This is a genomic window from Streptomyces sp. NPDC031100, assembly GCF_055570785.1.
Genome location: NZ_JBVIGN010000018.1, coordinates 127,430 through 152,840, shown reverse-complemented (window position 1 = coordinate 152,840; position 25,411 = coordinate 127,430). Strand labels below are relative to the sequence as shown.

Here is a 25,411-nt window from a genome sequence, read left to right as displayed (position 1 = left end):
GCGTCACTGAGCCGGGATCGGCTGGGTGAGGTTCAACGGGTTGCCGTCGGGGTCCTGGATGTGGGCGACGCGCTGTCCCCACGGCATGTCGTTGGGGCCGCTGCGGACCGAACCGCCCAGCGCCTCCACCCGGCCGAGCGTCTCGTCGACGTCGTCGACACCGATGCTGAGCAGGATCCGCGGTGCCGTCCCGGTCCCCGGGTTCGTCTTGGCCACCAGCCCGAGGTCGGTGTCGCCGATGCGCAAACCGAGGTAGAAGGCCGGGCCTTCCGCCGGTACCCGGAAAATCTCCTCAGCGCCGAACAATCGGGTATAGAAGCCGAGCAGAACGTCCTGGTCGGCAGTGATGATCACTGGCTGGATGGTGGACATGGCACTCCTGTCGAGAACGGTCGTGTCGCCGGGTAGACCGTTCGAGGACGGTGAACTCATCGGCAAAACCGCCTTGCCAGACGATCCACACCCCAGACTGCCGCCCGCGACCAGTACGAGCCCCACCCGTTGCTTGGGGTGGGGCAGACATGCTCGCTGGGATTCCCCACCCACCTGTCGCCGTCACGCACGCACACCTCCCTCATGCGGTCCCTGACCGGTGCGGCACAATCGCGGTCAACTGGGCAGGCAACGGTGGGGGTGGGAACGTGGGGCTTTTTGGCTCACGAAGCCGACGCAAGGGCATACCGAACGAGCCGGCACTGCTGGCTGCGGCTGCTGAGAATCCGGGTGGCAGCGTCGCCGAGATCGACCCGACGTATATCGACGACCCGAACGGCTATGTACCTCCCGAGGCAATCCGCGGCGCGTGGTTGGTGGATAGCAGCGGGAAACTGACAGGGGAGTACCAGGAGAATCCCCGTCACGGGGTGCCACAGGACGACTTCAGCAAGCTCACTGACCCTGATCACTGGCTTGGCTGGCTCGGCGATGATCCCGCGACCGCCATCCGGCAGGGCATCGAAGGGTCCTTGCGCGCCCAGGTGTCAGACGCAGTGGTCGAGTGGGTCAAGATCCTTGAAACGCCCCGGTTTCTCACGGGTGGGCGTCGACATTCTGAGGACGAACAGGTCATGTTGGTCACCCGCGCGGCACTCGCCGCGCCGTTTGCGTTGTCCGTGCGCACCACGCAGCACGGGCGTTCCCTCCTCCTAGGGGTGTTCTCGTGGGCGGCGGTGAACCTCTCACCGCCCGGAGTCCGCAAGGATCGGCACTGGTTTGACCTGGGCGTCGGGCTGGACTGGGCCGGTGAACGGCTTCAAGAGCGGATCTACGAGATTGACCGTGAGGACGGCACCGCCGAGCGGTAGAGCGGCAATGCCACTCCGTACCGGCGGTCAGATGCGGATACGTGACGCCGTAGGCACCCTTGACGGGGAGGAGGCGTGCAAACACTCAACTGGCGGGCGGATCGGCCCCTCCGTTCACTACGCAACCAAGTGGGGCACGCGAGCAGCCCTGGGGAGCTTCAGTCAGCTTCAGGAATCCTCATCACCAGCGGGAGTACCGGCAGGGGGCCGGTGCCCAGCTGGCCTTTGTGCGCGACACAACGGCGGCGACGTCGAGCTGACCGAAGGAGTGAGGCGCCGATCCAACGGGGACTGGGACTTCGTCCTCGGCGGTAAGGGCTGCACGGGCGGTCTGGAAGAACTCTTCAAGGACTAGGGCATCGAGGTGGAGTAGGCCGTCCGCGCTTGAGTCCGGATGCTGTAGTGGCCCGGATGGGTCCGTGAACGCGGCTTGATGACCCACGTCAAGCCTCGCTCACAAACCATTCGTGGACCTCGCTCGGCTCGCGAGTGGAACGGCGGACTCCTACTGGCCGCGCTCTCTCGCCTCCTCACCCCAGACCCAGCGGTTCAGATCAGCAGCCATCCTCGTAATACTGTAGGATGATCACGATGCTTGAGGCCCTGACCAGGCCACCAGAGCATGCGCCGCGCGCGAGCGCGATGGCGTCCTAGGGGGAGTATTTTTATCCCGGATTTCCGGGCTTATTTGTGTGCAGTCACGTTCGTGACCCGTACCTGAATCATCTCCTGATCCGAGGGCTCCATCGGTTTGCCCTGCGAGCGCCGCTTGTCCCAAGTGAATCAGGGGAGGATTCTTTGATGCGCTCCATGCGTAATGGCCGCCGAGCCGCCACCGTCTTTGCTGCGCTCGCGTTCGTCCTGGCACCGACTGCCTGATACGCGGCCGACGACGTGCCCAACGGCGCGGCGACAACCGCCGAACCCGGTAACAGCGCCAACCAGACTGACGGTGTCGACACCTCGACGGACGAGCCGTCGGGGCTCTCTTCCGCGTCACACACCTACTGCTCGCACGACGGATACACCGCGACGGGCGACCCTCGGCAGCGCTGCACCAAGCTCGACAACGGTTACCTCTTCCACTGGAAGAACACCCTCGACACTGAAACGCGCGCCTACACCAGGTGCGAAAAGACTGGCGGCGGCAGCGTTTCGGTCCGGCTCGGCTACAGCTACAACGGCTCCGAGCACTGGAGGAGTTACTTCTCCATGAATTCGGGTGCCGGGAAGTCGAAGTCGTGGGGTTTTGGTGAACGGAACAGAGACTGCAGGGTCACCAACAGAGAGGATATGAGGTGTTTGGCGCTGTCTTCGGTGACGACATGTGGTTCCTGGCCGGGCTCACAGTCGTTGCCACGATCGTGGGGCTGTCCGCGTGGGCAATGGCGCGCCGATGTCAAGTGCCCCATTCCTCCTGGTGGTTGCCCCTGGCCTTCTGCCTGACCGGCGTGCTCGGCGTCACGCTCGCGCTGCGAGGAGGCGAGGCAGGGCGTGCCGAATGTGTGATCAATCATGAGGTCACCGAGCCGCTGTACACCACACAAGGGTTGTGGAACCTGGCGATGTTCGTCCCGCTCGGCCTGTTCGGCGTGCTGGCACTGCGCCGGCCGCTTCCCGTGCTTGTCGGCGTATTGGCCCTGCCCTGTCTCATCGAACTCGCCCAGGCCCTGGCACCGTTCGTGAGCGGAATCTGCGACAGCGCCGACGTGGAGATGAACGCCGGTGGGGGTCTGTTGGGCGTGGCCTTGGGACTCGTGCTGGTGCGGGGGCGCGTCGCATGGAAGGCGTGGGCCAGGCCCACCTTGATCGTGGCCTCAGTGCTCGGTGTGACGGGGCTGGCGGTCTGCCAGACCGCGATCACCCTTGACCACGTGGACGGCTCCGGCGTCCGGGATGCGCACGATGCCGAGCGGAAGGCCGCCGAGCGGGCCATTCATCAGGCATTCGGGGACTATTATCACGTCGGTGCCGTACGCGTCAGCCCCGGCCTCAACGGATACAACGGCTGGATGTCCATCCAGATGTCCGGTGGATTCCCCGCGGAACTGATGTGGCCCGGTGGACGCCAACTGAACGTGAGCTTCGAAAACTCCACCCACCCGACCAAGGCCGGCTTTCCCGTTCCCGGCGTCGGAAAGCCCCGTGACGCTCGGAGTGCGTACCTCGTCGCCCGCGCCTACATGAAGGCCCACTACCCCTGGGCCGCGGCAGCCTCCTGGCACGAGACCCAACCTGTGGGCAGCAAGGCCGAGTTCGGATGGCTCTCCTCATGGCGGTTCAAGGAGCACGGGGTGGTGATGCCCCGCAGCCTCGACGTGCAGATCAATCGAGCCGGCCGTGTCTCGCAGATGCTGGTGGACCTCGGGCCCACGCACGTGGACCTTCCCGCCCAGCTGATTTCGGCGAAGCGGGCCGAGGAGATCGCAAGGAAGAAGCAGAAGAAGCTTGGTGCCGATGTCGGGGCGCTGAAGATCCGGGCCGACGTGTTGAAGGTCGAACGCGCCAAGGGCTGGCGGGGTCCCTGGCGCGCGGTGTGGTCCGTGAAGATCACTGACACAGAGTGCACGCCCGACGAGGACGGCTCTGAATGCGAGCCGTTCAGTGCGGTCGTCGATGCGGGCACCGGGCAGATCTACGACGAGTGAAGGGCGGCCCTCTGCCGGCCGAACCATCAGAAGGCTCGGCGTGGCGGGGCGTGCACGTGCTGGTTCGGTCGTCCTGAGTCACGGAGAAGAGGTCGTCAGCGGGAGATGATGACCCCCATGTCGAGCCGTGTTCACAGACCTTTTCAGCGGGCGGGCTGCCCCCGGAAGCCGGTCGTCGCTCTCTGGATATACGGCAGAGCATGATCGCCAACGTTGACCTTGTACGCGCGACATGCACACAATCTGCGGGCCCGCGACACTCGCCGGCGAACAGGGGGATGCGCCATGTGTGGAGAGTGCGGTCACCGCGAGACCCTGGATGCAATCGCGCGCAATCCTGCGGCGCCGGCCGAGGTGTTGACCAGACTGCTGTCCAAGGAAGCCATCGCGGCCTGGGACTCCATCGCCTGTCGCCCTCTGCCCGACGAGGTGGTCGACGCCATCGTCGCGCATCCCGACCGCAGGCTGCGGGAAGTCCTCGCTGGCAACGCCGCGGTGACGGCCGAACAGCGCGCCCGGCTCGTGGACGATCCCGATCCACGTGTCCGCCGTGCTCTGGCCATCGGACCCGACTGGTTCCGCATCCCCGTGCAGCCACTGCCCCTGTCCACCCAGCAGCGCCTGCTCGCCGATCCGGAACTCCCGGTCCGCCGAATCGCAGCCTTCTGCCGGCACACAGTTCCAAGCCTGGTCGCCGGGCTCGCCGACCACCCGGACGCGGACCTCCGGCAGGCAGCCTGCGGCCAGTGGGCCCTGCTTTCCGAGGTCACCCGAAGCCGTCTGCTCCGCGACGCCGATGACGAAGTACGTCAGGCGGCCATGATGGCGGCCTGCCGCGACGACGCGGGCTACACGGACCTCCTTCTCGACGCGGAAATCGGCCGCTTCCACAGGCAGGATGTGATCCGGTACGGCGCCATGAGCACGGCGACCGCCGAGCGTCTCGCAGCCGGCACCGAAGAGCGGGACCGGCGGGACCTGGCGGCCAACCTCAGCGTTCCCATCGACATCGTCCGGACATTGGCGAACGACGACGCGCACAGCGTGCGGCTGGAGGTATCGGTACGACCCGAGTTGACGGAGACCGAACGTACCGCCATTGACGTCACCATCACCCCGTCCGACCGGCTCTGTCCCGTCGAATGGGTCCGGCTCTGTGCCGATCCCGACGTCTTGCGCCAATGCGCCGAGTCGGCCAACACCCTGCTACGGCGCAGCGCCGCCTACAGCCGGCACCTGCCTGCCGACGCCATCGACCTGCTCTCCAGGGACGACGACTACCCCGTGCGGCTCCTGCTCTGTGAGAACCAGCCGACCGCCGACGGCGAAGTGGTGCTGCAGACGTATATGGACTGCAAGGTCATCACCAAGGCTTTTCTCCTGAACCACCCGAACTTCCCGCGCACGGGCAACGGACAACGCTTCGCCGACGACCCGGACCCGGACAAGAGGTGGCTGGTGGGGCTCGACTCCGAAGCGCCCGTCGACGTAGTGGTCCGGTTGCTGGCCGACCCCGACGAGCGTGTTCGTGGCATGGCAGCCGCGCACCCCGCGCTGCCAGTAGACCTCATCCTCCAAAGCTGCCGGAATCCGGAAACCGCCGCCCACGCCCTCAGTAACCCGAGCCTTCCCCCGGAGACCATGCACCAGTACCTGGACGATGCGGGCATCTCTCGCTGATGCGAACGGGTCACAGGCGCGCAGAGTGTGACAACCCCGTCTCGGCACGCCGCCAGAAACGCCACCAGGACACGGATGAGGTCTGTGAACACGGCTTGTTGATCCATGTCATCCGGTCCCGCTGCCGCACCGCCGGGAAACGGCCCTCCCGGGCCGCCGGCAGACCGATCTCCGGTGCGTACGCCTGGTAGACGGTGACCGTGGAGTCCGTGTGCAGGGCTCGGATCTGGTGCCTTGACGATGCGGGCTGTGCCCTATACGTCGTCACCGACGTCAGCCGGGAAGGCAGACTCCCTCTTCCATTCCATCCGCAAATGTTCCCTCGCACCCGAACATTTGGGTAAGTGCCCGAATAGGAAGCCATATTTTGGTTGTCGCAGAGCCAGGTGTAACGCGACAGCGCTCCCAAGACGCAGAACCAGACGACAGCGGGGTGACACCCTGGGCCGAATTTCAGCGCCCGGGGCAACAACCGCGCGACACGACAACGCGTCAGATCGGAGTTTCTTGTGAGCAACACCGACCCGTATTCCGGATACCAGACGTATGACCAGCCCGCGAGCCCAGACCGCTCCACACGCCACCGGGCCGCCGGGCGGCGCACGGCGCTGACGGTCTGCACGATCGCCGACACCGCGGCAGGTCTGCTGGTCCTGTGGATCTTGTTGTTCCTGCTCGATGCGAATCAGGCGAATGTCTTTGTGAAGTTCGTGCAGGGAACGGCGGACTGGCTGGCCGGGTGGTCGCAGGACATTTTCACGATGGACACAGAGGGTCTACGGGTCATCCTTAATTATGGCCTCCCGGCCGTTATGTATTTGCTGATTGGTCACGGGATCTCCGCAAGGCTCAACCGGGCCTGACGGCATTTCCAGCCCGGAGAAGCACAACAGCGGAAGGATCGACTGTGCAAAGCAGCCTCACCGGAAACGTCCAACTGCCGATCTACGAGGACCTGGTGCGCGAACGCGGTGACGCCGTCGCGGAGGCTCAGCTGGCAGCACAACACATGGAGCACCAAGCAGCGGAACTCCTCGGCAGACAGGATGCGGCCCAGCCGGCCGTTCACCCGGATGCTCACGCCAGAGCAACTGCGGGCGTCCAGCCGGAATGGCACGGCCCACTGCCGTGAAGGAATCCGCGCTAAGCAATCGCGCCCGCAGCTGACCGGGGTCGCGGCATGCCGCTGGTCGGCTGGTTGCCGGAGACCCGAGGCCGCGCGCTCAACTGATCGACCCCTTACGATGACTCGCATTGACGCGGTGCAGAGGGAGACGGAGACGCTGGGCATGCGACGGCTGGGTGATCTGGAGGCGGAGATCATGGACCGCCTGTGGAGGTGGAGGCGCCCCGCGACCGTGCGCGAGATAGTCGACGACATCAACGGCACTCGGCCTGTCGCCTACACCACCGTGATGACCGTGGCCAACATCCTGCACAGCAAGGGCTGGCTGCTGCGTGAGCAGAAAGAGGGCCGCGCCTGGCTCTACGAGCCGGTCCGCACCCGGGAAGAGTACGCTGCCGCCCTCATGGAGGACGCCCTCAGCGCCAGCGAGGACCACCCCGTGGCGCTGAGCCACTTCGTGGACCAGATGTCGTCCGCCGAGATCGCCGCGCTCCGCAAGGCCCTTCGCAAGGTCGGGAAGCGCGCCGACACCTGAACGAAGGCCCGTGGACGGGCCGTTGACCCCTCCGTCCGCACGGCGACGACGGTGCGGACGGAGGACGCCGTCGAGACGTTCGTCAGGCCTGGTAGGCCATCAGTGCCATCATCCCGGCCTCGCCGTGGTAGGCGTTGTGGCAGTGCAGCATCCACTGGCCCGGGTTGTCGGCGTCGAGGTAGACGGAGACCGTCTTCTTCGGCAGCACGATGGTGGTGTCCTTGCGCGGGCCGTCGGTGCCGAGCTGGTAGGTGTGGCCGTGCAGGTGCATGGGGTGCCACATGGTCGTCTTGTTGACGAAGTCCAGGCGGACCCGCTCGCCCTGCCTGACCAGGATGGGGTTCGCGGTCGGGTTGTTCATGTCGAACCGCTTGCCGTTGATGCCCCAGTCGTAGTGGCCCATCCCGCCGGTCAGCTCGATGCGGTGCACCCGGTCGGCCTTCTTCGTCTCCAGCCGGACGTCGTCGGCCGCCTTGAGCTGAGAGGCGGACATGATCATGCCGTTCAGCTCGGAGGGGCGGACCGTGGCCTTCGGCGTCGTACCGGATGCCGTGCGGAGCACTGCTATGGCGCCGGCGTTCTTGCCCTCGGCGAGGGCGACCAGCGGGAAGACGCCGTCGTCCAGCGTGGCCGTGACGTCGTACCGTTCGCCCATGCCGATCAGCAGGGCGTCGGCGCTGGTCGGCCGGACCGGGAAGCCGTCGGTGTGGGTGATCGTCATCTGGTGGCCGCCCAGCGCGACGCGGTACGCGGTGTCGCCGGCGGCGTTGATGATGCGGAGCCGGATGCGCTTGCCGGGCTTGCTGGTGTAGACGGCGGGGTCGGTCGGGACACGGCCGTTGACCAGGTGATACGGGTACTTGACGTCGCCGGCGTCGCCGCCGAGCAGCTCGCTCTCGGCGCCCATGAGCATGAACTTCATCGGCATGCCACCGGAGCCGGACGGCGAGGCGCTCGCCGAGTGCACACTCCCGCTGTCCCTGCTCATGGTGCTCATGTCCATCCCGCCCATGTCCATGCCCCCCATGTCCATCCCGCCCATGCCCTGCCTGACTTCGGCGAAGACCTCGTCGGGGGTGCCGGTGACGCCGTCGACCCAGTCGTCGAGGACGACCACCCACTCGTCGTCGTACCGGAGGGGCTCCTTGGGGTCCTCCACGATCAGCGGGGCGTACAGGCCACGGTCCAACTGGACGCCGACGTGCGGGTGGAAGAAGTAGGTGCCGGGCCTGTCGGTGATGAACCGGTAGGTGAAGTTGCTTCCGGGGCGTACGGCGGCCTGGGTGGCCGGAGGCACACCATCCATGTCGGCGCGCGGGGCGATGCCGTGCCAGTGGATCGACGTGGTCGTCCTGCCCGGGAGCTGGTTGGACAGCTCGGCGGCGAGCGTGTCTCCGACGGACAGGCGCAGCTCGTTGCCCGGGGTACGCCCGCTGAAGGCCCAGCTGCGGGCCATGACCCCGCCGCCCAGGTCGAGCATGGCGCGAGCGGCGGTCAGGGTCACCTTCTGCGTCCTGCCGGTGCCCTTGCGCTTCTTGTCGGCGGCGGCAACCGCCGCACCGTCGGGGCCGACCAGGGAGGGGGTGCCGCTGGAGCTGCCGGTGCCACTGGTGCAGGCGGCAAGGGCGCCCGCTCCGGCGGCGGCGAGACCAGCCAGCAGGACGGAGCGGCGGTGGATGCTGTTCATGTCGGGAAGGTCCTCTTCTCGGTGTGCCGTTGGTCAGGCCGTGCGCGGGCAGCACCGCGCCCCTGCATGCGGGGAACGCGGCGGCTCGCGGGATACGGCCTAGATCAACAGCCGGGAGAGGACGGACAGGTCTGGTGGCGCCCGGCCTGACCTGCCGGACTGCGCGTGCCCGGCGGTCGGAACGCTGACAGCCTCCGATCGGCCGATGGTGACGGCGGCCGGCGGCGACAGGACTTTCGAGGTGCTCACGTCCCCGGCCGAGCAGTGCTGCATGGCGGAGCCCGAGCAAGCGCCGGTGCCGTCGTCCATGGGCATGCGGACGGCGTGGAGCACCGCGCCGTGTCCGGTCTCCGAAGCAGTCGTCGGCGCCATGATCACCGTCGTGTGATCCATGCCGGCCATCGGGGCGGGCATGAGGGCCGACGTCTCGTGGTGAGCGAGTACGGCGAGGGCCGCGAACAGCGCGACGACCAGGGTCCACGCGCAGCGCAGCGCGCTGCCGCGGAGGCCGGTCAGCCGGCCCGTGGCTCTGGTCATCGCTCTCCGTACCCTGCATCGCTCGACAGGAAGCGCGGCCCACTATACCCGCAGGGGGTATCTGATCCACTCGCGGTCCGGGTCGGGTCAGGCCGTGGTGACTTTCGAGTGGGAGCTGCTGTCCCGGAGCATCGCCGTCTGTTCCCTGCCCGGGTGCGTCCTGTGATGGCTGCCGCTGCGCCTGGGCCTGATCGGCGCGGTGCCGGAGGAAGTCTTATGCCGGCCGGCGCTCGGTGCGGGAAATGTGGTGGCCGGCTGGATGCTCCAGACGTCGCTGCGCCGCGTGAGGCAGACGATGTGCAGGGGCGGTGTCTCGAGTTGCCAGAAGGCGCGTGCGGGTGCGGACAGGGCGTGGACGAGGAGGGCCCGGTAGACGGCTGGTTCGATGACGGCCAGGGCGTGGCCGGTGTCGGGGGGCAGGCCGGTGAGCCAGTTCGCCGTCCGGTGGCAGAGTTGGCGTACGGTTTCGCCGCCGTGCGGCGCGGCATCCGGGTCGGTGAGCCAGGCGCTGTATCCGTGGGGGTCTGCGGCGACGATGTCGGCCACGGTGCGGCCCCGCCATGCGCCGTAGTCGAGGTCGCGCAGTGCGGGCTCCGCTCTGGTCCTCAGCCCGAGGGATACGGCCGTGCGTGCGCAGCTGCTCGTGGGCGAGCGCAGGGCCGACGTATGGGGGGCGAGTGCCGCCAGGGCGGTCCGTGCCTCGTCGAGGTCGCGCTCACTCGGCCGGGCGTGCCCGAAGACCGCGCCTGCGAGGGTGTCTGCGGGGTGCGCGCACACAAGTGTCAGGCTGATCGTCATCCGGCTGCCCTCCTCGAATGGCCCGGCGTGACACCGCCGGGGTGTGAGACCGCCGGGTCGATGCCGCTCGGCGGTCGTGGCGACCTCCTCGCGGCGGCGAGCGGTCCGCCACGGCCGCCGACACCACCTCCGTGCGGCTCGTTGCGCCTCACGTTCTCCAGGGTTCGCGAACCCCGTTGCCGTAACCATCCGGCAGGAGGCCGGAACGTCCCCGCCGACTGGCCGGCGCCGGCCCCGCCACCTGGACGGTCATCGGTCTCGGGGAGCGGGGTGCTGATCGGCGTGGTACGACGGACAGTGATCCGACGGTGAGTGGGAGCAGGCGTGATCCGGGTACTGGTGGTCGACGACGAGGCCCTGATCCGTACGGGCTTCAGGTGCATCCTGGACGCCGCGGACGACATCGAGGTCGTGGCGGCGGTTCCCGGCGGGGAGGCGGTCCAGGAGGCGCAGGAGAGGCACCCTGACGTCGTACTGCTGGACATCCGCATGCCGGACGTGGACGGACTGTCGGTCCTGGCCGAGCTGCGCGGGCTGCCGCAGCCTCCGGTGGTGGCCATGCTCACGACGTTCGACATGGACGAGTACGTGACCACGGCCCTGCGCTGCGGTGCGGCAGGCTTCCTGCTCAAGGACACCGACCCGGAGGAACTGCCGTTCCTCGTGCGCGCCCTGGCGGACGGGGGCACCGTCCTGTCGTCGAAGGTCACGCGAACCGTCGTGGACGGATACCTCGAGGCCGGCTGCCAGGCACCCGCCACCCGCGTCCTGGAGCGGCTGACCGACCGCGAACGCGCAGTGCTCGTCCTGATCGCCGAGGGACTGTCCAACACGGACATCGCCACCCGGATGCACCTGGGCATCGGCACGGTCAAGGACCATGTGAGCGCCATCCTCACCAAGCTGGAGGTCGGCAGCCGCGTCCAGGCGGCCCTGGTCGCCGAACGCGCCGGACTCCTCAGACCGCCCCGGGAACTGGAGCGAGGATGATGCCCCGCCGCCTGGCCGGCGCACTGCGTGACGCCGGCTTCGTGGGCGCGGCACTGCTGGACGTGTGGGTGCATGTCACCTGGGACGATCCGCTGCGCATGACGCTGGCCCTGGCCGCCGCCTGCCTGCTTCTGCTGCGCCGGCGCCGGCCCCTGCCGACCTTCCTGCTCACCTTGCCCGCCGTCCTGCTCTCGGACGCGACCATCGCCGCCCTGGCGGGGCTGTACACCCTGGCCACACGCACCCGGCGCCGGACACTGCTGGCCGCGTGTGTCATGGCGTACACGCTCTGCGACATGACCTCCTGGTCGCCGCCCCCGCATCTGGACCTGTGGAGCGCCCCGGCGTTGATCACTCTGGGTTATACGACGGCCACGGCTACGGCTCCTGTCTTCCTCGGCCAGCTGGTTCAGGCTCGGTCCGACCTGTCGCTGCGACTGGCCGAGATCTCGCAGGCTCGCGACCACGAGCGACGGCTGAGCGCACAGGCCGTCCTGGCCGAGGAGCGTGCGGAGCTGGCGCGTGAGATGCACGATGTGGTCGCCCACCAGGTGAGCCTGATCGCAGTGCGGGCGGGTGCGCTGCAGGTCGCCACGCGGGACGCCGCAGCGAAGGACGCCGCAGCCACGATCCGGCGGCTGAGCGTGCAGACCCTCGACGAACTGCGGCACATGGTCAACGTGTTGCGCGACTCCCGAAGCCACCCGAGGGAACTGACTCCGCAGCCGTCCCTGGCCGACCTGCGGCGACTGATCGACGCCAGCGGCATCGACACCGACCTGACGACGGATCTGCCCGGCGACCTTCCGCCGGCCCTGCAGCGCGCCGTCTACCGCACCGTCCAGGAAGCGCTGACCAACGTGCGCAAGCACGCCCCCGGGGCCACCGCCACCGTGCGCGCCCGCCACAAGGGCGACGCGGTGTGTGTCACGGTCGCCAACACCGCGCCGACTCGGCCCGCCCTGCCCCTGCCCAGTGCGCACTACGGCCTGGTTGCCCTGCGACAGCGCGCCGCCCTCCTCGGCGGCACCGTCGCCTTCGGGCCCACCGCCGACGGCGGCTGGGAGCTTCGCCTGGAACTGCCGGTCGAGGCGGCGGCGTGACCCGGCACGGCGTGCCCGGAGCACGTGAGCGGGATGACACCTAGGGAATACCCCTGGGGGGTATAGTGTGGGTGCTGTCGGACGGGCGGCACAACCTCGTCGGCCCCAGCACCGACCCCTGCACCCAGACCCTGAGGAAGAAACCATGACCGAACAGACGATCTCCAGCTCCTGCTGCGGCGGCGGTTCCTGCGGCTCGGGCACCGCGACCGATGTTCAGGGCATCGGCGTCACCACCGTGTACAAGGTGTCGGGCATGACCTGCGGCCACTGCGAGGGTGCCGTGTCCCAGGAGATATCCGCCCTGGACGGCGTCACCTCCGTCACGGCGGTTGCCCAGACCGGTGAAGTCACCGTCACCTCCGCCGCCCCGCTCGACGAGGAGGTCGTCCGCGCCGCCGTCGACGAGGCCGGATACGAGCTCGTCGGCCGGGCCTGACGGCTCCCCGGGGCCCGTCTGCCCCGGCACCCTGCGCCGCACCTCCCCGCGCCGGGACGTACCGCTCCGCTGATACGGACGCCGTACGTCCCGGCCTCTCCCAGGAGATACGCCATGACCAGCACGGCACCCGCGACCGCACTCGGCACTGCGGCCCCCGTCGCCACCTCCGAGGTCGAGCTTTCCATCGGCGGCATGACCTGTGCCTCCTGCGCGGCCCGCATCGAGAAGAAGCTCAACCGCATGGACGGCGTCACCGCCACGGTCAATTTCGCCACCGAGAAGGCGAAGGTCGCCTACGGCGCGGGCGTCGAGGTCGCCGACCTCATAGCGACCGTGGTGAAGACCGGCTACACCGCCGAGGAACCCCCACCGCCCACTCCCCCGGCCGACGACACCGCCGAGGCCGCCGCTCCGGCAGCGGACGGCGAGCTGCTCTCGCTCCGCCAACGGCTCGCGGTCTCCATCGCGCTGTCCGTGCCCGTCATCCTGACGGCCATGGTCCCGGCCCTGCAGTTCGACAACTGGCAGTGGCTGTCGCTGACGCTGGCCGCCCCTGTCGTCGTGTGGGGCGCTCTCCCCTTCCACAGAGCCGCGTTCACCCATGCCCGGCACGGCGCCGCGACCATGGACACGCTGGTGTCCATCGGGACGCTCGCCGCGTTCGGCTGATCGCTGTGGGCGCTGTTCTTCGGGCACGCGGGCATGCCGGGCATGCGGCACGGCTTCGACCTCACCGTCTCCCGCGCGGACGGCTCCTCCTCGATCTACCTGGAGGCCGCGGCCGGTGTGACCGCGTTCATCCTCGCCGGGCGCTACCTGGAGGCGAAGTCCAAGCGCAAGGCGGGCGCGGCCCTGCGGGCGCTGCTGGAGCTGGGCGCCAAGGATGTCTCGGTGTTGCGCGGAGGCAAGGAAGTCCGGGTCCCCGTCGGCCGGTTGGGGGTCGGTGACCGGTTCGTCGTACGGCCCGGCGAGAAGGTCGCCACGGACGGCACCGTCGTCGAGGGCTCAGCGGCGGTGGACGCCTCGATGCTGGCCGGTGAGTCCGTCCCGGTGGACGTGACGGTCGGCGACGCGGTCACCGGCGCCACCGTGAACGCCGGGGGCCGTCTGGTCGTGGAGGCCACCCGGGTGGGCGCCGACACCCAGCTCGCCCGGATGGCGAGGCTCGTCGAGGACGCGCAGAACGGCAAGGCGCAGGTGCAGCGGCTCGCCGACCGGATCTCCGCCGTCTTCGTTCCCGCGGTCATCCTCATTGCCCTGGGCACCCTGTCGACCTGGCTGTTCGTCACCGGGGACGCCACCGCCGCGTTCACCGCCGCCGTCGCCGTACTGATCATCGCCTGCCCGTGCGCCCTGGGACTGGCCACACCGACCGCCCTCATGGTCGGCACCGGCCGCGGCGCCCAGCTCGGCATCCTCATCAAGGGGCCGGAGGCCTGGAGTCCACCCGCCGGGCCGACACCGTGGTGCTCGACAAGACCGGCACCGTGACCACCGGCCGGATGACCCTCCAGGACGTGTACGTCGCAGACGGCGTGGACGAGAGAACTGCTGAAGCTCGCGGGTTCGTTGGAGCACGCTTCCGAACACCCCATCGCGCAGGCGATCGCCGCGGGAGCGGTGGAGCGGGTGGGAAGTCTGCCCGTCCCGGAGGACTTCGAGAACGTCGCCGGACTCGGCGTCCAGGGCGTCGTCGACGGCCACGCGGTGCTCGCCGGCCGAGCGAAGCTCCTGCGGATGGGGGTCCCCCCGCTTGAGCGAAGCCGAGAGTGGGGGAGGGTGATCGAGCTTCCCGGTGAGCTGGCCGAGGCCAAGGCCGCGGCGGAGGCCGAGGGCCGTACGGCGGTCGCGGTCGCCTGGGAACGGCGCAGCACGGGGTGTGCTCACCGTGGCCGACGCGGTCAAGGAGACCAGCGCCGAGGCGGTCGCCGAGCTCCGCAGGCTGGGCCTGCAGCCGGTGCTGCTGACCGGCGACAACCAGCTGGTCGCGGAGTCCGTCGCCCGCGCCGTCGGCATCGACGAGGTGATCGCCGAGGTCCTTCCCCAGGACAAGGTCGACGTCGTCAAGCGGCTGCGGAGCGAAGGCCGTACGGTCGCGATGGTCGGCGACGGCATCAACGACGCGGCCGCCCTCGCCACCGCCGACCTGGGCCTGGCCATGGGAACCGGCACGGACGCGGCGATCGAGGCGGGCGACCTGACCCTCGTCCGGGGCGATCTGCGCGTGGCCGCCGACGCGATCCGGCTGTCCCGCAGGACCCTGGCCACGATCAAGGGCAACCTGTTCTGGGTGTTCGGCTACAACGTCGCCGCCCTGCCCCTCGCCGCGTTCGGCATGCTGAACCCGATGATCGCGGGAGCCGCGATGGCGTTCTCGTCGGTGTTCGTGGTGACCAACAGCCTGCGGCTGCGGTCCTTCAAGTAGGAGCGCAGGCAGGACCGTTGACGAGGGGCGCCCGGCCGGGAGGTCGGGCGCCCCTCGTCTCGTTTCCCTTGTCTCCGCTCGCTCGGCTGCTGCCCGGAATCCGCGCCGGCCCTCGATCAGGGCCCGGGGCGCAGCCCGGCCTGGGTGACCGCCACCAGGCGCCGGACCGCGGCCTCGGACGGCAGACCGCCGGCCGCGGTGAGTGCGTGCAGGCAGTAACTGGTCAGCTCCTCGGGCGCGATGTCGTCGCGGAGTTCGCCGGCTTTCGCGGCCTCGGCCAGCAGGTCCCGGAACAGGTCGACGAGTTGCTGCTGCGCGTGAGCGATGTGCTCGGGGCGGTGGACGAGCGCCGCGAGTTCCTCGGTCCCGTGGCGCCCCCGGTGGTGGCAGATGAGCGCGTACCGCTCGAGCACCGCCGCGAGCCGTTCGCCGGCGTCACCGGGCCCGTCGCGGAGTTCGGCGAGCTGTTCCCGAAAGACGCCCCGCCCCGCGGCCCGGAAAGGAGGACACCCTGGAACGACTCCGGAACGGCATCGCCGGACGGATCGAGAAGATCGGCCGCCGCGACCGACTGACGGTGACGTGGCAACGGTCCGCAGCGCCCACAGCTCCGGTCGGCGAGGCTCCCGGCACGGCCGACGTGCCTGAGCAAGCAGCCGGGAAGCGTAGGGGACTTGGCAAGGCCATAGGTCTCGGCGCGGTGGCCATCGTGGTCGTCGCCCTGCACCTGGGCCTGGGCGGTGCCGCTCTGTCGGGCTCCGCGTGGACCGAGTGGGGCGCGGGCGCCATCGTGGCAGTCGTCGTCCTCAAGCTCCTCTTCATGACGGGCCACGTGGTGCTGGGCCGCCTCGGCATCCGAGCCGTCGGTCACCGTCGGCGGAGCTGAGGCGCGCCGGCCGGTCCGGTAGGTCTCAGGGCCCGCACGCCACCAGGATCGGCAGCAGCGGAGCCGCCACGGTCGCGACCACGATTCCCAGCCAGGCCGCACGGCGCGGCCTGGGTTGCGGGGTCAGCACGCGCCGCAGCCGGACGAGGACATCCGATCCGCCCGCACCCAGTGCCGCCTCCGGTACTCGCCCGACTGCGACCTCGTACATCGCGGTCGCCAGGGCATCCCTGGAGTGGTGCCGCAGGGCGCGGTCGTCCGCGATCATCTCCAGAAGCAGGTTCGTCTGCTCCTTGGCATGGCGGGCGAGCGGCAGACCGTGGAAAGCGCGCGAGAACGCGTGGACCAGGGTCTTCAGCAGGTGATGTCTGCCCGCGATATGAGCACGCTCGTGCTCGAGTACGGCCCGCATCTGTTCCTTCGTGAGGACGTCCACCGCGCCGCGCGTGACGACCACGCGGGCGCAGCGTCCCCCCAGGCAGTACACGGCCGGCACACCGTGGTCGACGATGACGGCGCCGTACTCGGGTGCCGGCTCACCGACGAGCGTGAGGATGTCCAGGTGGCGGCCACGGGCGCGGCGGGCCCGCCAGGCACATCCGAGCAGCCAGCCGACCGGGACCAGTACGACTACGAGAGGGGCTGCGATCGCCAGTGCGTCCCCGATGGTGGGCGGCGCGTCGGCCGCCGGCGAGGCATCGGCGCCCGGCGCACATGCGGTGAGCCGGCCGAACAGGCCGTCGTGCACATGCTGCCCGGTCGCCACGAGGTGATACATCGACAGGGCAGTGGCGACGACGAACGTGACCATGAGGCCCAGCCACGCCAGCACCGCAACGCCCGGCGCGCGATGCGCCCAACGGGCCCGAGCCAGCAGAGGAGGCACCGCAGCTCCCACCAGGACCGCGTATCCGGCCAGCCCCACAGCTGTGATCATGCGTTGCTCCGCCTCTTCACCGCTCGAAGCGCCGAGCGTAGCGCTTCACCTGATCAGGTGGCTTGCAGCGACTTTACGCCCATGCCTGCTTACCGTTCGTGTTTATGACGGCTCGCATCGCACGGCATCGCCGCCGCTTCGCCTACCCGGCCGGAGCGGTCCTCGCCATGCTGCTGGCCGTTCTGGCGCATGTCATGGCCTGCTCCCACCATCACGCCATGGACGAGGCGGAGAACTGGGAGACCGTTCTCACCGCGTCCATGCCGTCCCATGAACAGACGCCCCAGTGGTCGGCACCTGGACCGGCGGAATCCGAGGAGCACGGGCACGATCATCCGGGCTGCGCAGACGCGGACATCCTGACGCTGCAGCCGACGCGCGACACGGTCGCGTCGCGCGAGGAGCTCCAGCAGCCCGCGCAGATCCATCGCGCCGACGCACCGGCTCCTGCCCTCGCTGCCGCGGAAGGCGGGGCACCCGGCCGCCGCTGCGGCGCGCCTCCTCCCGAACGGTCCAGGGCCCGGCTGGGCGTGTGGCGGACCTGATCCTGACCCGCGCCGTCCCCGGTTGCGGCGAGTGGTCCTCGTCCGCCCCAGCCCGGTGAGCCCCGCGCTCACCCGCCCCTGCAGCCGCGCGCGTCCCGCGCTCGGCCACTCCGGTGACGGCAGACGGCCAGCCCCCACCCCAGCGTCATCACGGTCGGTGTCGCGCCTTCGCGCCGTCGGCCTCGGGAGAAGCACGCCATGAACGACCCCACGCGTATCACCGTCCCCGCCTCCCCCGCTCAGCTCCTCGCCGAGGCCAAACGCCCGGCGAACACCCCGGCCGGCCTGGTCGGCGACACCCCCGTCCTGTGGATCGGCGAGCCCTTCACCGCCGTCGGCCGTGGCTTCTGGGCCAAGCTGGAAGGCCACAATCCCGGCGGGATCAAGGACCGAAGCGCCCTGTACATGGTCCGGGCCGCACGTGAACGCGGGCACCTGCTGCCCGGCGCCCGCATCGTCGAGTCCACCTCCGGCACCCTCGGCCTCGGCCTGGCCCTGGCCGGGGCCGCCTACGGCCACCCGGTCACCGTCGTTGGCGACCCCGGCATGGAACCCCTGATGACCGGGTTGCTCACCGCCTACGGAGCCGACGTCGACCTCGTCACCACTGCGCACGCCGCCGGCGGCTGGCAGGAGGCGCGCCGTGCCCGGGTCGCGGAGCTCCTCGCGGCCGACCCCGACGCCTGGTGCCCCGACCAGTACAACAACCCCGACAACATCGCCGCCTACGCCCCGCTCGCCCACGAACTCGTCGCCCAGCTCGGCCGGATCGACACCCTGGTGGCCGCCGTCGGCACCGGCGGCCACTCGGCAGGTGTCGCCTGCGTGTTGCGCGGCTTCTTCCCGCGTCTTCGGGTCGTGGGCGTGGACACCACCGGCTCGACGATCTTCGGCCAGCCCGCCCGCCCCCGCCTGATGCGCGGTCTGGGCAGCAGCATCTACCCGCGCAACGTCGCCTACGACCTCTTCGACGAGGTCCACTGGGTCGCCGCCCCCGAAGCCGTCTGGGCCGCCCGGCACCTGGCCCGCCACCACTACGCCACCGGCGGCTGGAGCGTCGGCGCCGTCGCCCTCGTCGCCCGCTGGCTGGCCCGCACCCTGCCCGCCGAGGACCGGATCGTCGCCGTCTTCCCCGACGGCCCCCAACGCTACGTCGGCACCCTCTACGACGACGCCTACTGCCGGCAGCACCACCTGCTCGGCCGCCTGCCCGCCGACGACCCGGACGAGATCGGCCACCCCTTCGAGCGAGTCGTCACCCGGTGGACCCGCTGCACCCGGGTGGTCGACCCCCTGTCCGTCACCAGCGAGCGAGCCCTGGCGGGGGCCGCCCGATGAGGAACCTCTGGCGGCAGACCCGCTCCTTCCCGCCCGCCGTACGGCTGCTGATGGCCAACCAGTTCGCCATCAATCTCGCCTTCTACATGCTCATGCCCTATCTGGCCGCGCACCTGTCCGGCCGGCTCGGCCTCGCCGCCTGGGCGGTGGGACTCGTGCTCGGCGTACGGAACTTCTCCCAACAGGGCATGTTCCTCCTCGGCGGCACGATCGCCGACCGTTTCGGCTACAAGGCACCGATCATGGCCGGCCTCCTCCTGCGCACGGTCGGTTTCGGCCTGCTCGGCCGGGTCGACAACCTGCCCGCCCTGGTCGCCGCGTCCGCCGCGACCGGCTTCGCCGGAGCCTTGTTCAACCCGGCCGTCCGCGCCTACATCGCCGTCGAGGCGGGTGAGCGGCGCGTCGACGCCTTCGCCACCTTCAACGTCTACTTCCAGACCGGCATACTGCTCGGCCCGCTGGTCGGACTGGCCCTGCTCGCCGCCGACTTCCGGCTGGTGTGCACCGTCGCGGCCGGTGTCTTCGCCGCCCTGACCCTGCTGCAGTGGCGGGCCCTGCCGGAACGCCGGGCGCAGGCCGGCGGCGAGGGCGGGAAGGGCGTGCTGGCGCAGTGGCGCACGGTCGTGACCAACCGTCCGTTCCTCTCCTTCTCCGTCGCCATGATCGGCTCGTACGTCCTGACCTTCCAGGTCTACCTGGCTCTGCCCCTGGCCGCGTCCAGTGCCCTCGGTTCCGGGGGAACGGCGGTCACCAGCGGCCTGTTCGTCGTGTCGGCCGCCGTCGCCGTGGCGGGGCAGCTGCGCCTGACCGGCTGGGTGAAGCACCGGTACACCACCAGCCAGGCACTGGTGCGCGGCCTGACCGCCATGGGTCTGGCCTTCCTGCCGCTCGCCCTCACCCCGCCCGGCTCCGAACTGCCCCTGATCGCCGCGCTGGTGGCGGCCGTCGTCCTGCTGGCCGCGGGCAGCGCGGTGGTCTACCCCTTCGAGATGGACACCGTCGTCGCCCTCTCCGGCAACCGCCTGGTCGCCACGCACTACGGCCTCTACAACACCGTCTCCGGCCTCGGCATCACCCTCGGGAACCTGGCCACCGGTGCCCTCTGGGACTACTCCGCACGCCACGACGCCCGCTGGCTGGCATGGGCCGTCCTGACCCTCACCGGCCTCGCCTGCGCCACCTCCATCGCGACCCTGGCCGGCAGCGGCAGGCTGACCGTACGGAGGGCCTGAGCAGACGAACGACGAGCGTCAGTCGTCCAGCGTGTCGAGAAACCGGGCCAGCTCCGTGTTGAAGGCGTCGGGGCGCTCCAGCATGGGCATGTGGCCCGTTCGCTCGATCACCACGCTCTCCAGCGGCGCGGTGGCGCGAGTGAACCCGGCGAGCCGTACGACGGGGGAGATCGGGTCGTCGTCCGCGTTCACCACCAGGATCGGGCACCGCACCCGCTCCACACCGTCGAAGGGATCGGCCGTCGCCACGGCCCGCGCGGTCGGCAGGACTCCGCGGGCGCCCGCCCCGTCGATCAGCAAGGCAGCGGTGTCGGGCCGGATCCGGGCGGGGTCCCGCAGATAGGGCCAGAGAACGGCCCGCCGCGCCCACGACGCGGCGGCGATGCGCCGTCGCAGCCCGGCGGGCGTCGGGAGGCCGGCGGTCAGCACCTCGAAGAGGGTCGAGGACACCGTGCGCGGGGACGTTCGGGCCGCCGCGGGGATCCCGCGCAGGCTCAGCACGGTGCTGAACAGGTCGACGGCACCGGACACCGGGACGATGGCGCGCACCAGCTCCGGGTGCCGTACGGCGAAGCGGACTGCGACGGACCCGCCGAGCGAGTGCCCCAGGAACACCACACGGCTCAGCTCCAGTTCGTGGCACAGCGCGGCGGTGACGTAGGCGAACCCGTCGAGGGAGTAGCCGTACCGCGGCGCCGCGGAGCGGCCGAAGCCGGGGAGGTCCAGGGCCACGACACGCCCCCGGCGGGCGAGCGCGGGAATGTTCTCCAGCCAGTGCTGCCACCGCCCGCCCATCCCGTGGACGAGGACGAACGTCTCCTCTCCGGTGCCGTGGTCCACGTAGTGGAGGCGGCGGCCGGACAGGGAGAAGTCCCTCTCCCGCGCCGCCCAGTCGACGACACGCCAGTCGGGGGTGGCGGGCCTGCCGTAGTCGTTCGCGTAGGCCGCGATGCGCGGGGAGGGGCTGCTCATCGGCCGGAGGCCGCGCGCAGGCGGCGGTGCGCGACGGCCGCAAGGGAGACCCAGGCGAACGTCGTCGTCGTGAACGAGGCGGCTACGGCAGCGCGGTAGACCGGGTGCCCCTCTGCCTCGGGCACCAGTGCGGGCGGTACGAAAGACAGGGTGTTGGTCCAACCGCCGATCACGAGGGGCAGTGCCACCCAACGGGGCATGTCGGGAACGGCGGTTCCGGCCATGGCGACGAGCGAGCCCATGATGATGAGGTCCAGATGGAACTGGCGGATGCGATGGGGGGCCCTGACGCCGGCGCGGCGCAGGCGGTCTGCGTCCGTCACCGCGAGGGCGTAGGGGAAGCCCGTACAGGCTCCGAGCGCGATCTGCGACAGCCCCGAGAGCACGACGGGGTTCACCGGCGCGTCCCCTCGATGCCGAGATCTCCTTGCTGATTCTCCTCTCGCCGAGGGCCGCCGCCCTTCTCCTCGCCGGCGCCCGCGCCCTCCGCCGCCTCCGCCAGTGCCTTGAGCCGGGTGAGGGTGCGCTGGATGTTCCGGCGGTTGAGGGCCGCCCGGTCGAGGACACCGGTGGCCGCGAGCGAGACCGCACGCAGCAGCAGTCCTCGGTGATCACGGGTGCTCTCGGTCACCCGGCAGCCGCGGTCGGTGGGCACGATGTCGTAACGCCAGTCGGACACCGGGCTGCCGAACAGGGTGACGCGGAAGGCGAGGCACCGGTCGGGCGTCGCCTGGGTGATCGTGGCGGTCGTACGCCAGACCAGGGGGCCGCGACGGTTCGTGCCGCGGAACCGCTCGCCCACGCGCGCGGTGAACCGGCCCGGCGCGACCCGGCACTCGGCGACGAAGCCACGCCACTGGGACAGGTCGGTGAGCAGTCGGTAGACGGTGCCCGGTCGGGCGTGGACGTGGACGCTTCCGATCGCGGTCGGCTGCTGCATCGGTTGCCTCTCCTTGTCGGCGGGCGGCCCGCCCCTGACGCGGGCCGCCCGGGGCGGTTCAGGCTTCCTTCGGACCAAGGCGTTCGTGCAGCCGTCGCAGGGGCCCTGGGGCCCACCAGTTGGCGCGGCCGGCCAGCTGCATCACGGACGGGACGAGAAGCCCGCGTACCACGGTGGCATCCATGATCACGGCCAGCGCCAGTCCGACGCCGAGCAGTTTGAGGATGGTGAGCCCCGAGGTCGCGAACGCCGCCATGACCGTGGCGAACAGCAGGGCGGCGGCGCTGACCAGCCGTCCGGTGCGCTCCAGTCCGAGCGCGACGGCGCGGGCGTTGTCTCCCGTCTCCAGGTACACCTCCCGGATGCGGGAGAGCAGGAAGACCTCGTAGTCCATGGACAGGCCGAAGGCGACGCAGAACATCAGGACCGGCATGCTGATGTCGAGCAGGCCCGTCTCGGTGAAGTCCCCGACGAGCCACTGGAGATGGCCGTCCTGGAAGACGTACACCATCGCCCCGAAGGTCGCGCTGAGGCTCAGCAGGTTGAAGACGACGGCCTTGACCGGGATGAGCAGGCTGCCGGTGAACAGGAACAGCAGGACCAGGGTGGTGCCGGCGATGATGAGCCCGGTCCACGGCAGCCCGTCGGCCAACGCGTCGCGCGTGTCCACCAGCAGAGCGGCCTGGCCGCCGACGAGGACATGCCCCGGCGCCGCACGGAGCCGCTCGACGAGCCGTGCCCCCGCGTCGGAGTACGGTTCGGCCGAGGGGACCACCGACATCCAGGTGGCGCCCGGGGCACGGAAGCGGGCGGACGCCGGGCCGGCCCCGGCGACCTGCTTCCCGCCCGCGTACGACCCGGTCGCGGCGTCCACACGGGAGACACCGGGGAGCGTGGAGATCCGGGCCGCGTAGGAGCCGACGCGATCTGCGGGCGTGGTCGGCAGAACCACGGACAGGGCCGAGTTCTCCCGGCTGTCGAAGTCGTCCCGGACGGCCTGGGCCGCGACATGGGCGGGCGCGGAGGCGGGCAGTTCACGGTCGTCGGTGATGCCGAACGAGGCCCGGGTGAACGGCAGTCCGAGGGTGACGAGCAGCGCCACGACGGCGAGCGCGAACAGCGCGGGGCGGCGCATCACGGCCGTGGCGAGCCGGTGCCAGAAGCCCGGATCCTCGCCGGACTGCCCTGCGGGACGGCGGTCGCGGCCGCGCCGGAGCAGCCGGTGCACGTTCCAGGCGTCGACCCGGCGTCCGAGCAGGGCCAGCAGGGCGGGCAGCACGAGGACGGCGCCGAGCGCGGCCAGCGCGACGACGGCCATGCCCGCGTAGGCGAAGGAGCGCAGGAAGTACAGCGGGAAGACCAGCAGCCCGGCGAGGGACAGCGCCACGGTGACCGCCGAGAACAGGACGGTACGGCCGGCGGTGCGCACGGTCTCGGCGATGGCCTCGGGGACGTCCTTGCCGCTCGCCAGTTCCTCGCGGTACCGGGTGACGATGAACAGGCTGTAGTCGATGGCCAGGCCCAGCCCCAGGGCGGTGGTGATGTTGGTGGCGAACACCGACACCGAGACCACCGTGGACAGCAGGCGCAGGACGAGGAAGGTGCCGAGCACGGACAGCAGGCCCACGGCGAGGGGCAGCGTGGCGGCGACCGCGCTGCCGAAGACCACGAGGAGGATCAGCAGGGTCGCCGGGGCGGTGATGGCCTCCGCCTTGGTCAGGTCCTGTTCGCTGCGCTTCTCGATCTCCACGGAGACCTGGGCGGAGCCGGTGACCGAGACGTCGAGGACGCCCTGCTCGCCCCTGACCTGCGGGACGAGTCGTTTGGCGGTGGCGCGGAAGTCGTCCTCGCTGCCACCCAGCCGGACCAGCACGAGGGCGGAACGCCCGTCCTTGGAGCGCAGCGGCGCCGCGCCGGGCAGGGTCCAGTAGGACCCCGCGGACAGGACTCCCGGGGCCTTGGCCACGCGTTCGGTCAGGGCGCGTCCCGCTGCGGCCGCGGCCGGATCGTCCACGGAGCCGGGTGCGCGGGCCAGCAGCACCAGGTTCGGCACGCCGGTCCCGAAGCGGTCGGAAAGGAATCGTTCCGCCTTGGTGGACTCGGACTTGGGGTCGGTGAACCCTCCGCTGGACAGACGCTGGGCGACGCCACCGCCGAAGACCGCCGCGATGGCCACCACCACGAGCGTGAGCAGCAGGACCGGCAGCCGCCTGCGGGCGACGGACCGGCCAAGAGCGGCCAGGCGGGAGGGCGGGCCGCCGTCGGGTGCGGCGGGGGCACCGGCGGCCTCGTGGCCGGGCGTGGTTCTGGTCGATGTGTCGCTCACAGCAGCTCCCTGCGACGGACAGGCCCCGTGGCTTCGAGCGCGACGGGCTGCGGGGGTGCGGCCCGGTCGCCGCGGGGCAGGAGTTCCGACGGTAGGAGGGGGACAAGCAGCGCAGTCACAGGCGCAGTTCAGGCGAACTGCAATTCTCCTTGCACCCGAGTACGACTAAGCTCCTTAGCAGTTGACTCACGGGGGCCGGACCACGGCTGTGCCGTAGGACCACGGCTCTGTCGCACCGCAGGACACGGGGGACGCATGAACATGCTGGTGGTCGAGGACGACGCGCGCGTGGCCGACGCGCTGAAGAGCGCACTGGGCATGCGAGGACATCACGTCGTCGTCGTGCACACCGGTGCGGAGGCGCTGGAGCGCCTGGAGGAGTGCGAGTTCATCCTGCTCGACCTGGGACTGCCCGACCTGGACGGCGTCGAGGTGTGCAAGCGCATCCGGGCACAGTCGGCCGTACCCGTCATCGCCCTCACCGCCCGCGCCGAGGAGATCGACCGGGTGATGGGCCTGCACGCGGGTGCGGACGACTACGTCGTCAAGCCGTACAGCGTGCACGAACTCAACGCGCGTATAGAGGCCGTGGCCCGCCGCTCCTGCCGCTGCGGGCTGGACGGCCACGGGCACGATCCCGCGTGCCACGGCGGTGCGCAGGACGTACTGACCGCCGGCGGGCTCCGGTTCGACCTGCGCAGCCGCACCGCCAGGCTGGACGGACGGACCCTGCAGCTCACCCGCAAGGAGTTCGACCTGCTGGTGATGCTGGCCGAGGACCCCGACACCGTGCACACCCGCGAGGCGATCATCTCGCGCGTGTGGGACGAGAACTGGTACGGCTCGACCCGCACCCTCGACGTGCACATCGGAAGTCTGCGCACCAAGCTCGGCGGCTACGAGTGGATCGAGACCCTGCGCGGGGTCGGCTTCCGCCTCGGCGCGCCGGCCAGGCAGTGA

24 protein-coding genes and 3 pseudogenes are annotated in these 25,411 nt (G+C 70.2%); 16 read left to right on the top strand and 11 right to left on the bottom strand.

The genetic code is table 11. The features are described from left to right. Positions 1 to 3 precede the first annotated feature (3 nt). Entirely contained in the window at positions 4 to 372 is a 369-nt protein-coding gene (locus tag ACZ5DS_RS38085; RefSeq protein ID WP_468247918.1) for a VOC family protein, read from the bottom strand. Positions 373 to 641: 269 nt separating this feature from the next. Here ACZ5DS_RS38085 and ACZ5DS_RS38080 point away from each other — a divergent pair, with 269 nt between their 5' ends. The 4 genes and pseudogenes from ACZ5DS_RS38080 to ACZ5DS_RS38065 all read left to right on the top strand — a co-directional run bounded on the left by ACZ5DS_RS38080 (position 642) and on the right by ACZ5DS_RS38065 (position 5,632). Continuing rightward, on the top strand, positions 642 to 1,304 hold the full coding sequence (locus ACZ5DS_RS38080; RefSeq protein ID WP_468247915.1) for a hypothetical protein: 663 nt from the start codon (positions 642 to 644) through the stop codon (positions 1,302 to 1,304). A gap of 265 nt (positions 1,305 to 1,569) precedes the next feature. Next, positions 1,570 to 1,659: pseudogene (locus ACZ5DS_RS38075) on the top strand (TerD family protein); the annotation flags it as partial. A gap of 943 nt (positions 1,660 to 2,602) precedes the next feature. After that, the gene (locus ACZ5DS_RS38070; protein ID WP_468247913.1) at positions 2,603 to 3,952 is read left to right on the top strand and encodes a VanZ family protein; all 1,350 of its coding nucleotides are present in this window, start codon (positions 2,603 to 2,605) and stop codon (positions 3,950 to 3,952) included. A gap of 354 nt (positions 3,953 to 4,306) precedes the next feature. Next, positions 4,307 to 5,632, top strand: a complete 1,326-nt coding sequence (locus ACZ5DS_RS38065; RefSeq protein ID WP_468247991.1) for a hypothetical protein — start codon at positions 4,307 to 4,309, stop codon at positions 5,630 to 5,632. Positions 5,633 to 5,732: 100 nt separating this feature from the next. Here ACZ5DS_RS38065 and ACZ5DS_RS38060 read toward each other — a convergent pair. Then, a pseudogene (locus ACZ5DS_RS38060) lies at positions 5,733 to 5,900 on the bottom strand (DUF4291 family protein); the annotation flags it as partial. Between the two features lie 241 nt (positions 5,901 to 6,141). On the opposite strand from ACZ5DS_RS38060, the gene ACZ5DS_RS38055 reads away from it, so the two are divergent. From ACZ5DS_RS38055 to ACZ5DS_RS38045, 3 genes are all read left to right on the top strand, one after another. Further along, positions 6,142 to 6,495, top strand: coding sequence for a hypothetical protein (locus tag ACZ5DS_RS38055; RefSeq protein WP_468247911.1), 354 nt, complete (start codon positions 6,142 to 6,144; stop codon positions 6,493 to 6,495). Positions 6,496 to 6,539: 44 nt separating this feature from the next. Next, the gene (locus ACZ5DS_RS38050; RefSeq protein WP_468247908.1) at positions 6,540 to 6,764 is read left to right on the top strand and encodes a hypothetical protein; all 225 of its coding nucleotides are present in this window, start codon (positions 6,540 to 6,542) and stop codon (positions 6,762 to 6,764) included. A 157-nt stretch (positions 6,765 to 6,921) separates the two neighbouring features. Then, positions 6,922 to 7,293: a BlaI/MecI/CopY family transcriptional regulator gene (locus ACZ5DS_RS38045; RefSeq protein WP_468247989.1), complete on the top strand. Its 372-nt coding sequence runs from the start codon at positions 6,922 to 6,924 to the stop codon at positions 7,291 to 7,293. Between the two features lie 82 nt (positions 7,294 to 7,375). On the opposite strand, the gene ACZ5DS_RS38040 is transcribed toward ACZ5DS_RS38045, so the two are convergent. From ACZ5DS_RS38040 to ACZ5DS_RS38030, 3 genes are all read right to left on the bottom strand, one after another. Further along, positions 7,376 to 8,980 (bottom strand): multicopper oxidase family protein, encoded by a 1,605-nt coding sequence (locus ACZ5DS_RS38040; protein ID WP_468247906.1) that lies wholly within the window; start codon positions 8,978 to 8,980, stop codon positions 7,376 to 7,378. 99 nt (positions 8,981 to 9,079) lie between these two features. After that, on the bottom strand, positions 9,080 to 9,517 hold the full coding sequence (locus ACZ5DS_RS38035; RefSeq protein ID WP_468247904.1) for a DUF6153 family protein: 438 nt from the start codon (positions 9,515 to 9,517) through the stop codon (positions 9,080 to 9,082). A gap of 87 nt (positions 9,518 to 9,604) precedes the next feature. Continuing rightward, positions 9,605 to 10,315 (bottom strand): histidine phosphatase family protein, encoded by a 711-nt coding sequence (locus ACZ5DS_RS38030; RefSeq protein ID WP_468247902.1) that lies wholly within the window; start codon positions 10,313 to 10,315, stop codon positions 9,605 to 9,607. Positions 10,316 to 10,639: 324 nt separating this feature from the next. Here ACZ5DS_RS38030 and ACZ5DS_RS38025 point away from each other — a divergent pair, with 324 nt between their 5' ends. From ACZ5DS_RS38025 to ACZ5DS_RS38010, 4 genes and pseudogenes are all read left to right on the top strand, one after another. Continuing rightward, positions 10,640 to 11,305 carry a response regulator gene (locus tag ACZ5DS_RS38025; RefSeq protein WP_468247899.1) on the top strand — a complete coding sequence of 222 codons (666 nt, stop codon included), beginning with the start codon at positions 10,640 to 10,642 and terminating at the stop codon, positions 11,303 to 11,305. Continuing rightward, complete coding sequence (locus ACZ5DS_RS38020; RefSeq protein WP_468247897.1) at positions 11,302 to 12,408, top strand: sensor histidine kinase; 1,107 nt, start codon at positions 11,302 to 11,304, stop codon at positions 12,406 to 12,408. The genes ACZ5DS_RS38025 and ACZ5DS_RS38020 overlap by 4 nt, the downstream gene beginning before the upstream one ends. A 145-nt stretch (positions 12,409 to 12,553) precedes the next feature. Next, positions 12,554 to 12,847 (top strand): heavy-metal-associated domain-containing protein, encoded by a 294-nt coding sequence (locus ACZ5DS_RS38015; RefSeq protein WP_468247895.1) that lies wholly within the window; start codon positions 12,554 to 12,556, stop codon positions 12,845 to 12,847. Between the two features lie 114 nt (positions 12,848 to 12,961). Continuing rightward, a pseudogene (locus ACZ5DS_RS38010) lies at positions 12,962 to 15,275 on the top strand (heavy metal translocating P-type ATPase). A gap of 116 nt (positions 15,276 to 15,391) precedes the next feature. Here ACZ5DS_RS38010 and ACZ5DS_RS38005 read toward each other — a convergent pair. Then, entirely contained in the window at positions 15,392 to 15,688 is a 297-nt protein-coding gene (locus tag ACZ5DS_RS38005; protein WP_468247892.1) for an SbtR family transcriptional regulator, read from the bottom strand. Between the two features lie 287 nt (positions 15,689 to 15,975). Between ACZ5DS_RS38005 and ACZ5DS_RS38000 the strand changes: the two genes are divergently transcribed. Then, a complete protein-coding gene (locus ACZ5DS_RS38000) occupies positions 15,976 to 16,161 on the top strand; it encodes a hypothetical protein (RefSeq protein WP_468247890.1) in 186 nt (61 codons plus the stop codon). 25 nt (positions 16,162 to 16,186) lie between these two features. Here the strand turns inward: ACZ5DS_RS38000 and ACZ5DS_RS37995 are convergent, their stop codons facing one another. Further along, positions 16,187 to 17,098: a M56 family metallopeptidase gene (locus ACZ5DS_RS37995; RefSeq protein ID WP_468247888.1), complete on the bottom strand. Its 912-nt coding sequence runs from the start codon at positions 17,096 to 17,098 to the stop codon at positions 16,187 to 16,189. A gap of 104 nt (positions 17,099 to 17,202) precedes the next feature. Here ACZ5DS_RS37995 and ACZ5DS_RS37990 point away from each other — a divergent pair, with 104 nt between their 5' ends. The 3 genes from ACZ5DS_RS37990 to ACZ5DS_RS37980 all read left to right on the top strand — a co-directional run bounded on the left by ACZ5DS_RS37990 (position 17,203) and on the right by ACZ5DS_RS37980 (position 20,213). Beyond that, positions 17,203 to 17,643, top strand: a complete 441-nt coding sequence (locus ACZ5DS_RS37990; RefSeq protein ID WP_468247885.1) for a hypothetical protein — start codon at positions 17,203 to 17,205, stop codon at positions 17,641 to 17,643. A 198-nt stretch (positions 17,644 to 17,841) separates the two neighbouring features. Beyond that, entirely contained in the window at positions 17,842 to 18,981 is a 1,140-nt protein-coding gene (locus ACZ5DS_RS37985) for a PLP-dependent cysteine synthase family protein (RefSeq protein ID WP_468247884.1), read from the top strand. Then, entirely contained in the window at positions 18,978 to 20,213 is a 1,236-nt protein-coding gene (locus ACZ5DS_RS37980; RefSeq protein ID WP_468247882.1) for an MFS transporter, read from the top strand. The genes ACZ5DS_RS37985 and ACZ5DS_RS37980 overlap by 4 nt, the downstream gene beginning before the upstream one ends. A gap of 18 nt (positions 20,214 to 20,231) precedes the next feature. On the opposite strand, the gene ACZ5DS_RS37975 is transcribed toward ACZ5DS_RS37980, so the two are convergent. The 4 genes from ACZ5DS_RS37975 to ACZ5DS_RS37960 are packed head-to-tail and all read right to left on the bottom strand — an operon-like array spanning position 20,232 to position 24,451. Beyond that, positions 20,232 to 21,185 (bottom strand): alpha/beta fold hydrolase, encoded by a 954-nt coding sequence (locus tag ACZ5DS_RS37975; protein WP_468247879.1) that lies wholly within the window; start codon positions 21,183 to 21,185, stop codon positions 20,232 to 20,234. Then, complete coding sequence (locus ACZ5DS_RS37970) at positions 21,182 to 21,583, bottom strand: hypothetical protein (RefSeq protein WP_468247878.1); 402 nt, start codon at positions 21,581 to 21,583, stop codon at positions 21,182 to 21,184. Before ACZ5DS_RS37970 ends, ACZ5DS_RS37975 begins: the two co-directional genes overlap by 4 nt. Further along, positions 21,580 to 22,125: an SRPBCC family protein gene (locus ACZ5DS_RS37965; RefSeq protein ID WP_468247876.1), complete on the bottom strand. Its 546-nt coding sequence runs from the start codon at positions 22,123 to 22,125 to the stop codon at positions 21,580 to 21,582. The genes ACZ5DS_RS37970 and ACZ5DS_RS37965 overlap by 4 nt, the downstream gene beginning before the upstream one ends. 58 nt (positions 22,126 to 22,183) lie before the next feature. Further along, positions 22,184 to 24,451 (bottom strand): MMPL family transporter, encoded by a 2,268-nt coding sequence (locus ACZ5DS_RS37960; RefSeq protein WP_468247873.1) that lies wholly within the window; start codon positions 24,449 to 24,451, stop codon positions 22,184 to 22,186. A 255-nt stretch (positions 24,452 to 24,706) separates the two neighbouring features. Here ACZ5DS_RS37960 and ACZ5DS_RS37955 point away from each other — a divergent pair, with 255 nt between their 5' ends. Next, positions 24,707 to 25,411 (top strand): response regulator transcription factor, encoded by a 705-nt coding sequence (locus ACZ5DS_RS37955; RefSeq protein ID WP_468247871.1) that lies wholly within the window; start codon positions 24,707 to 24,709, stop codon positions 25,409 to 25,411.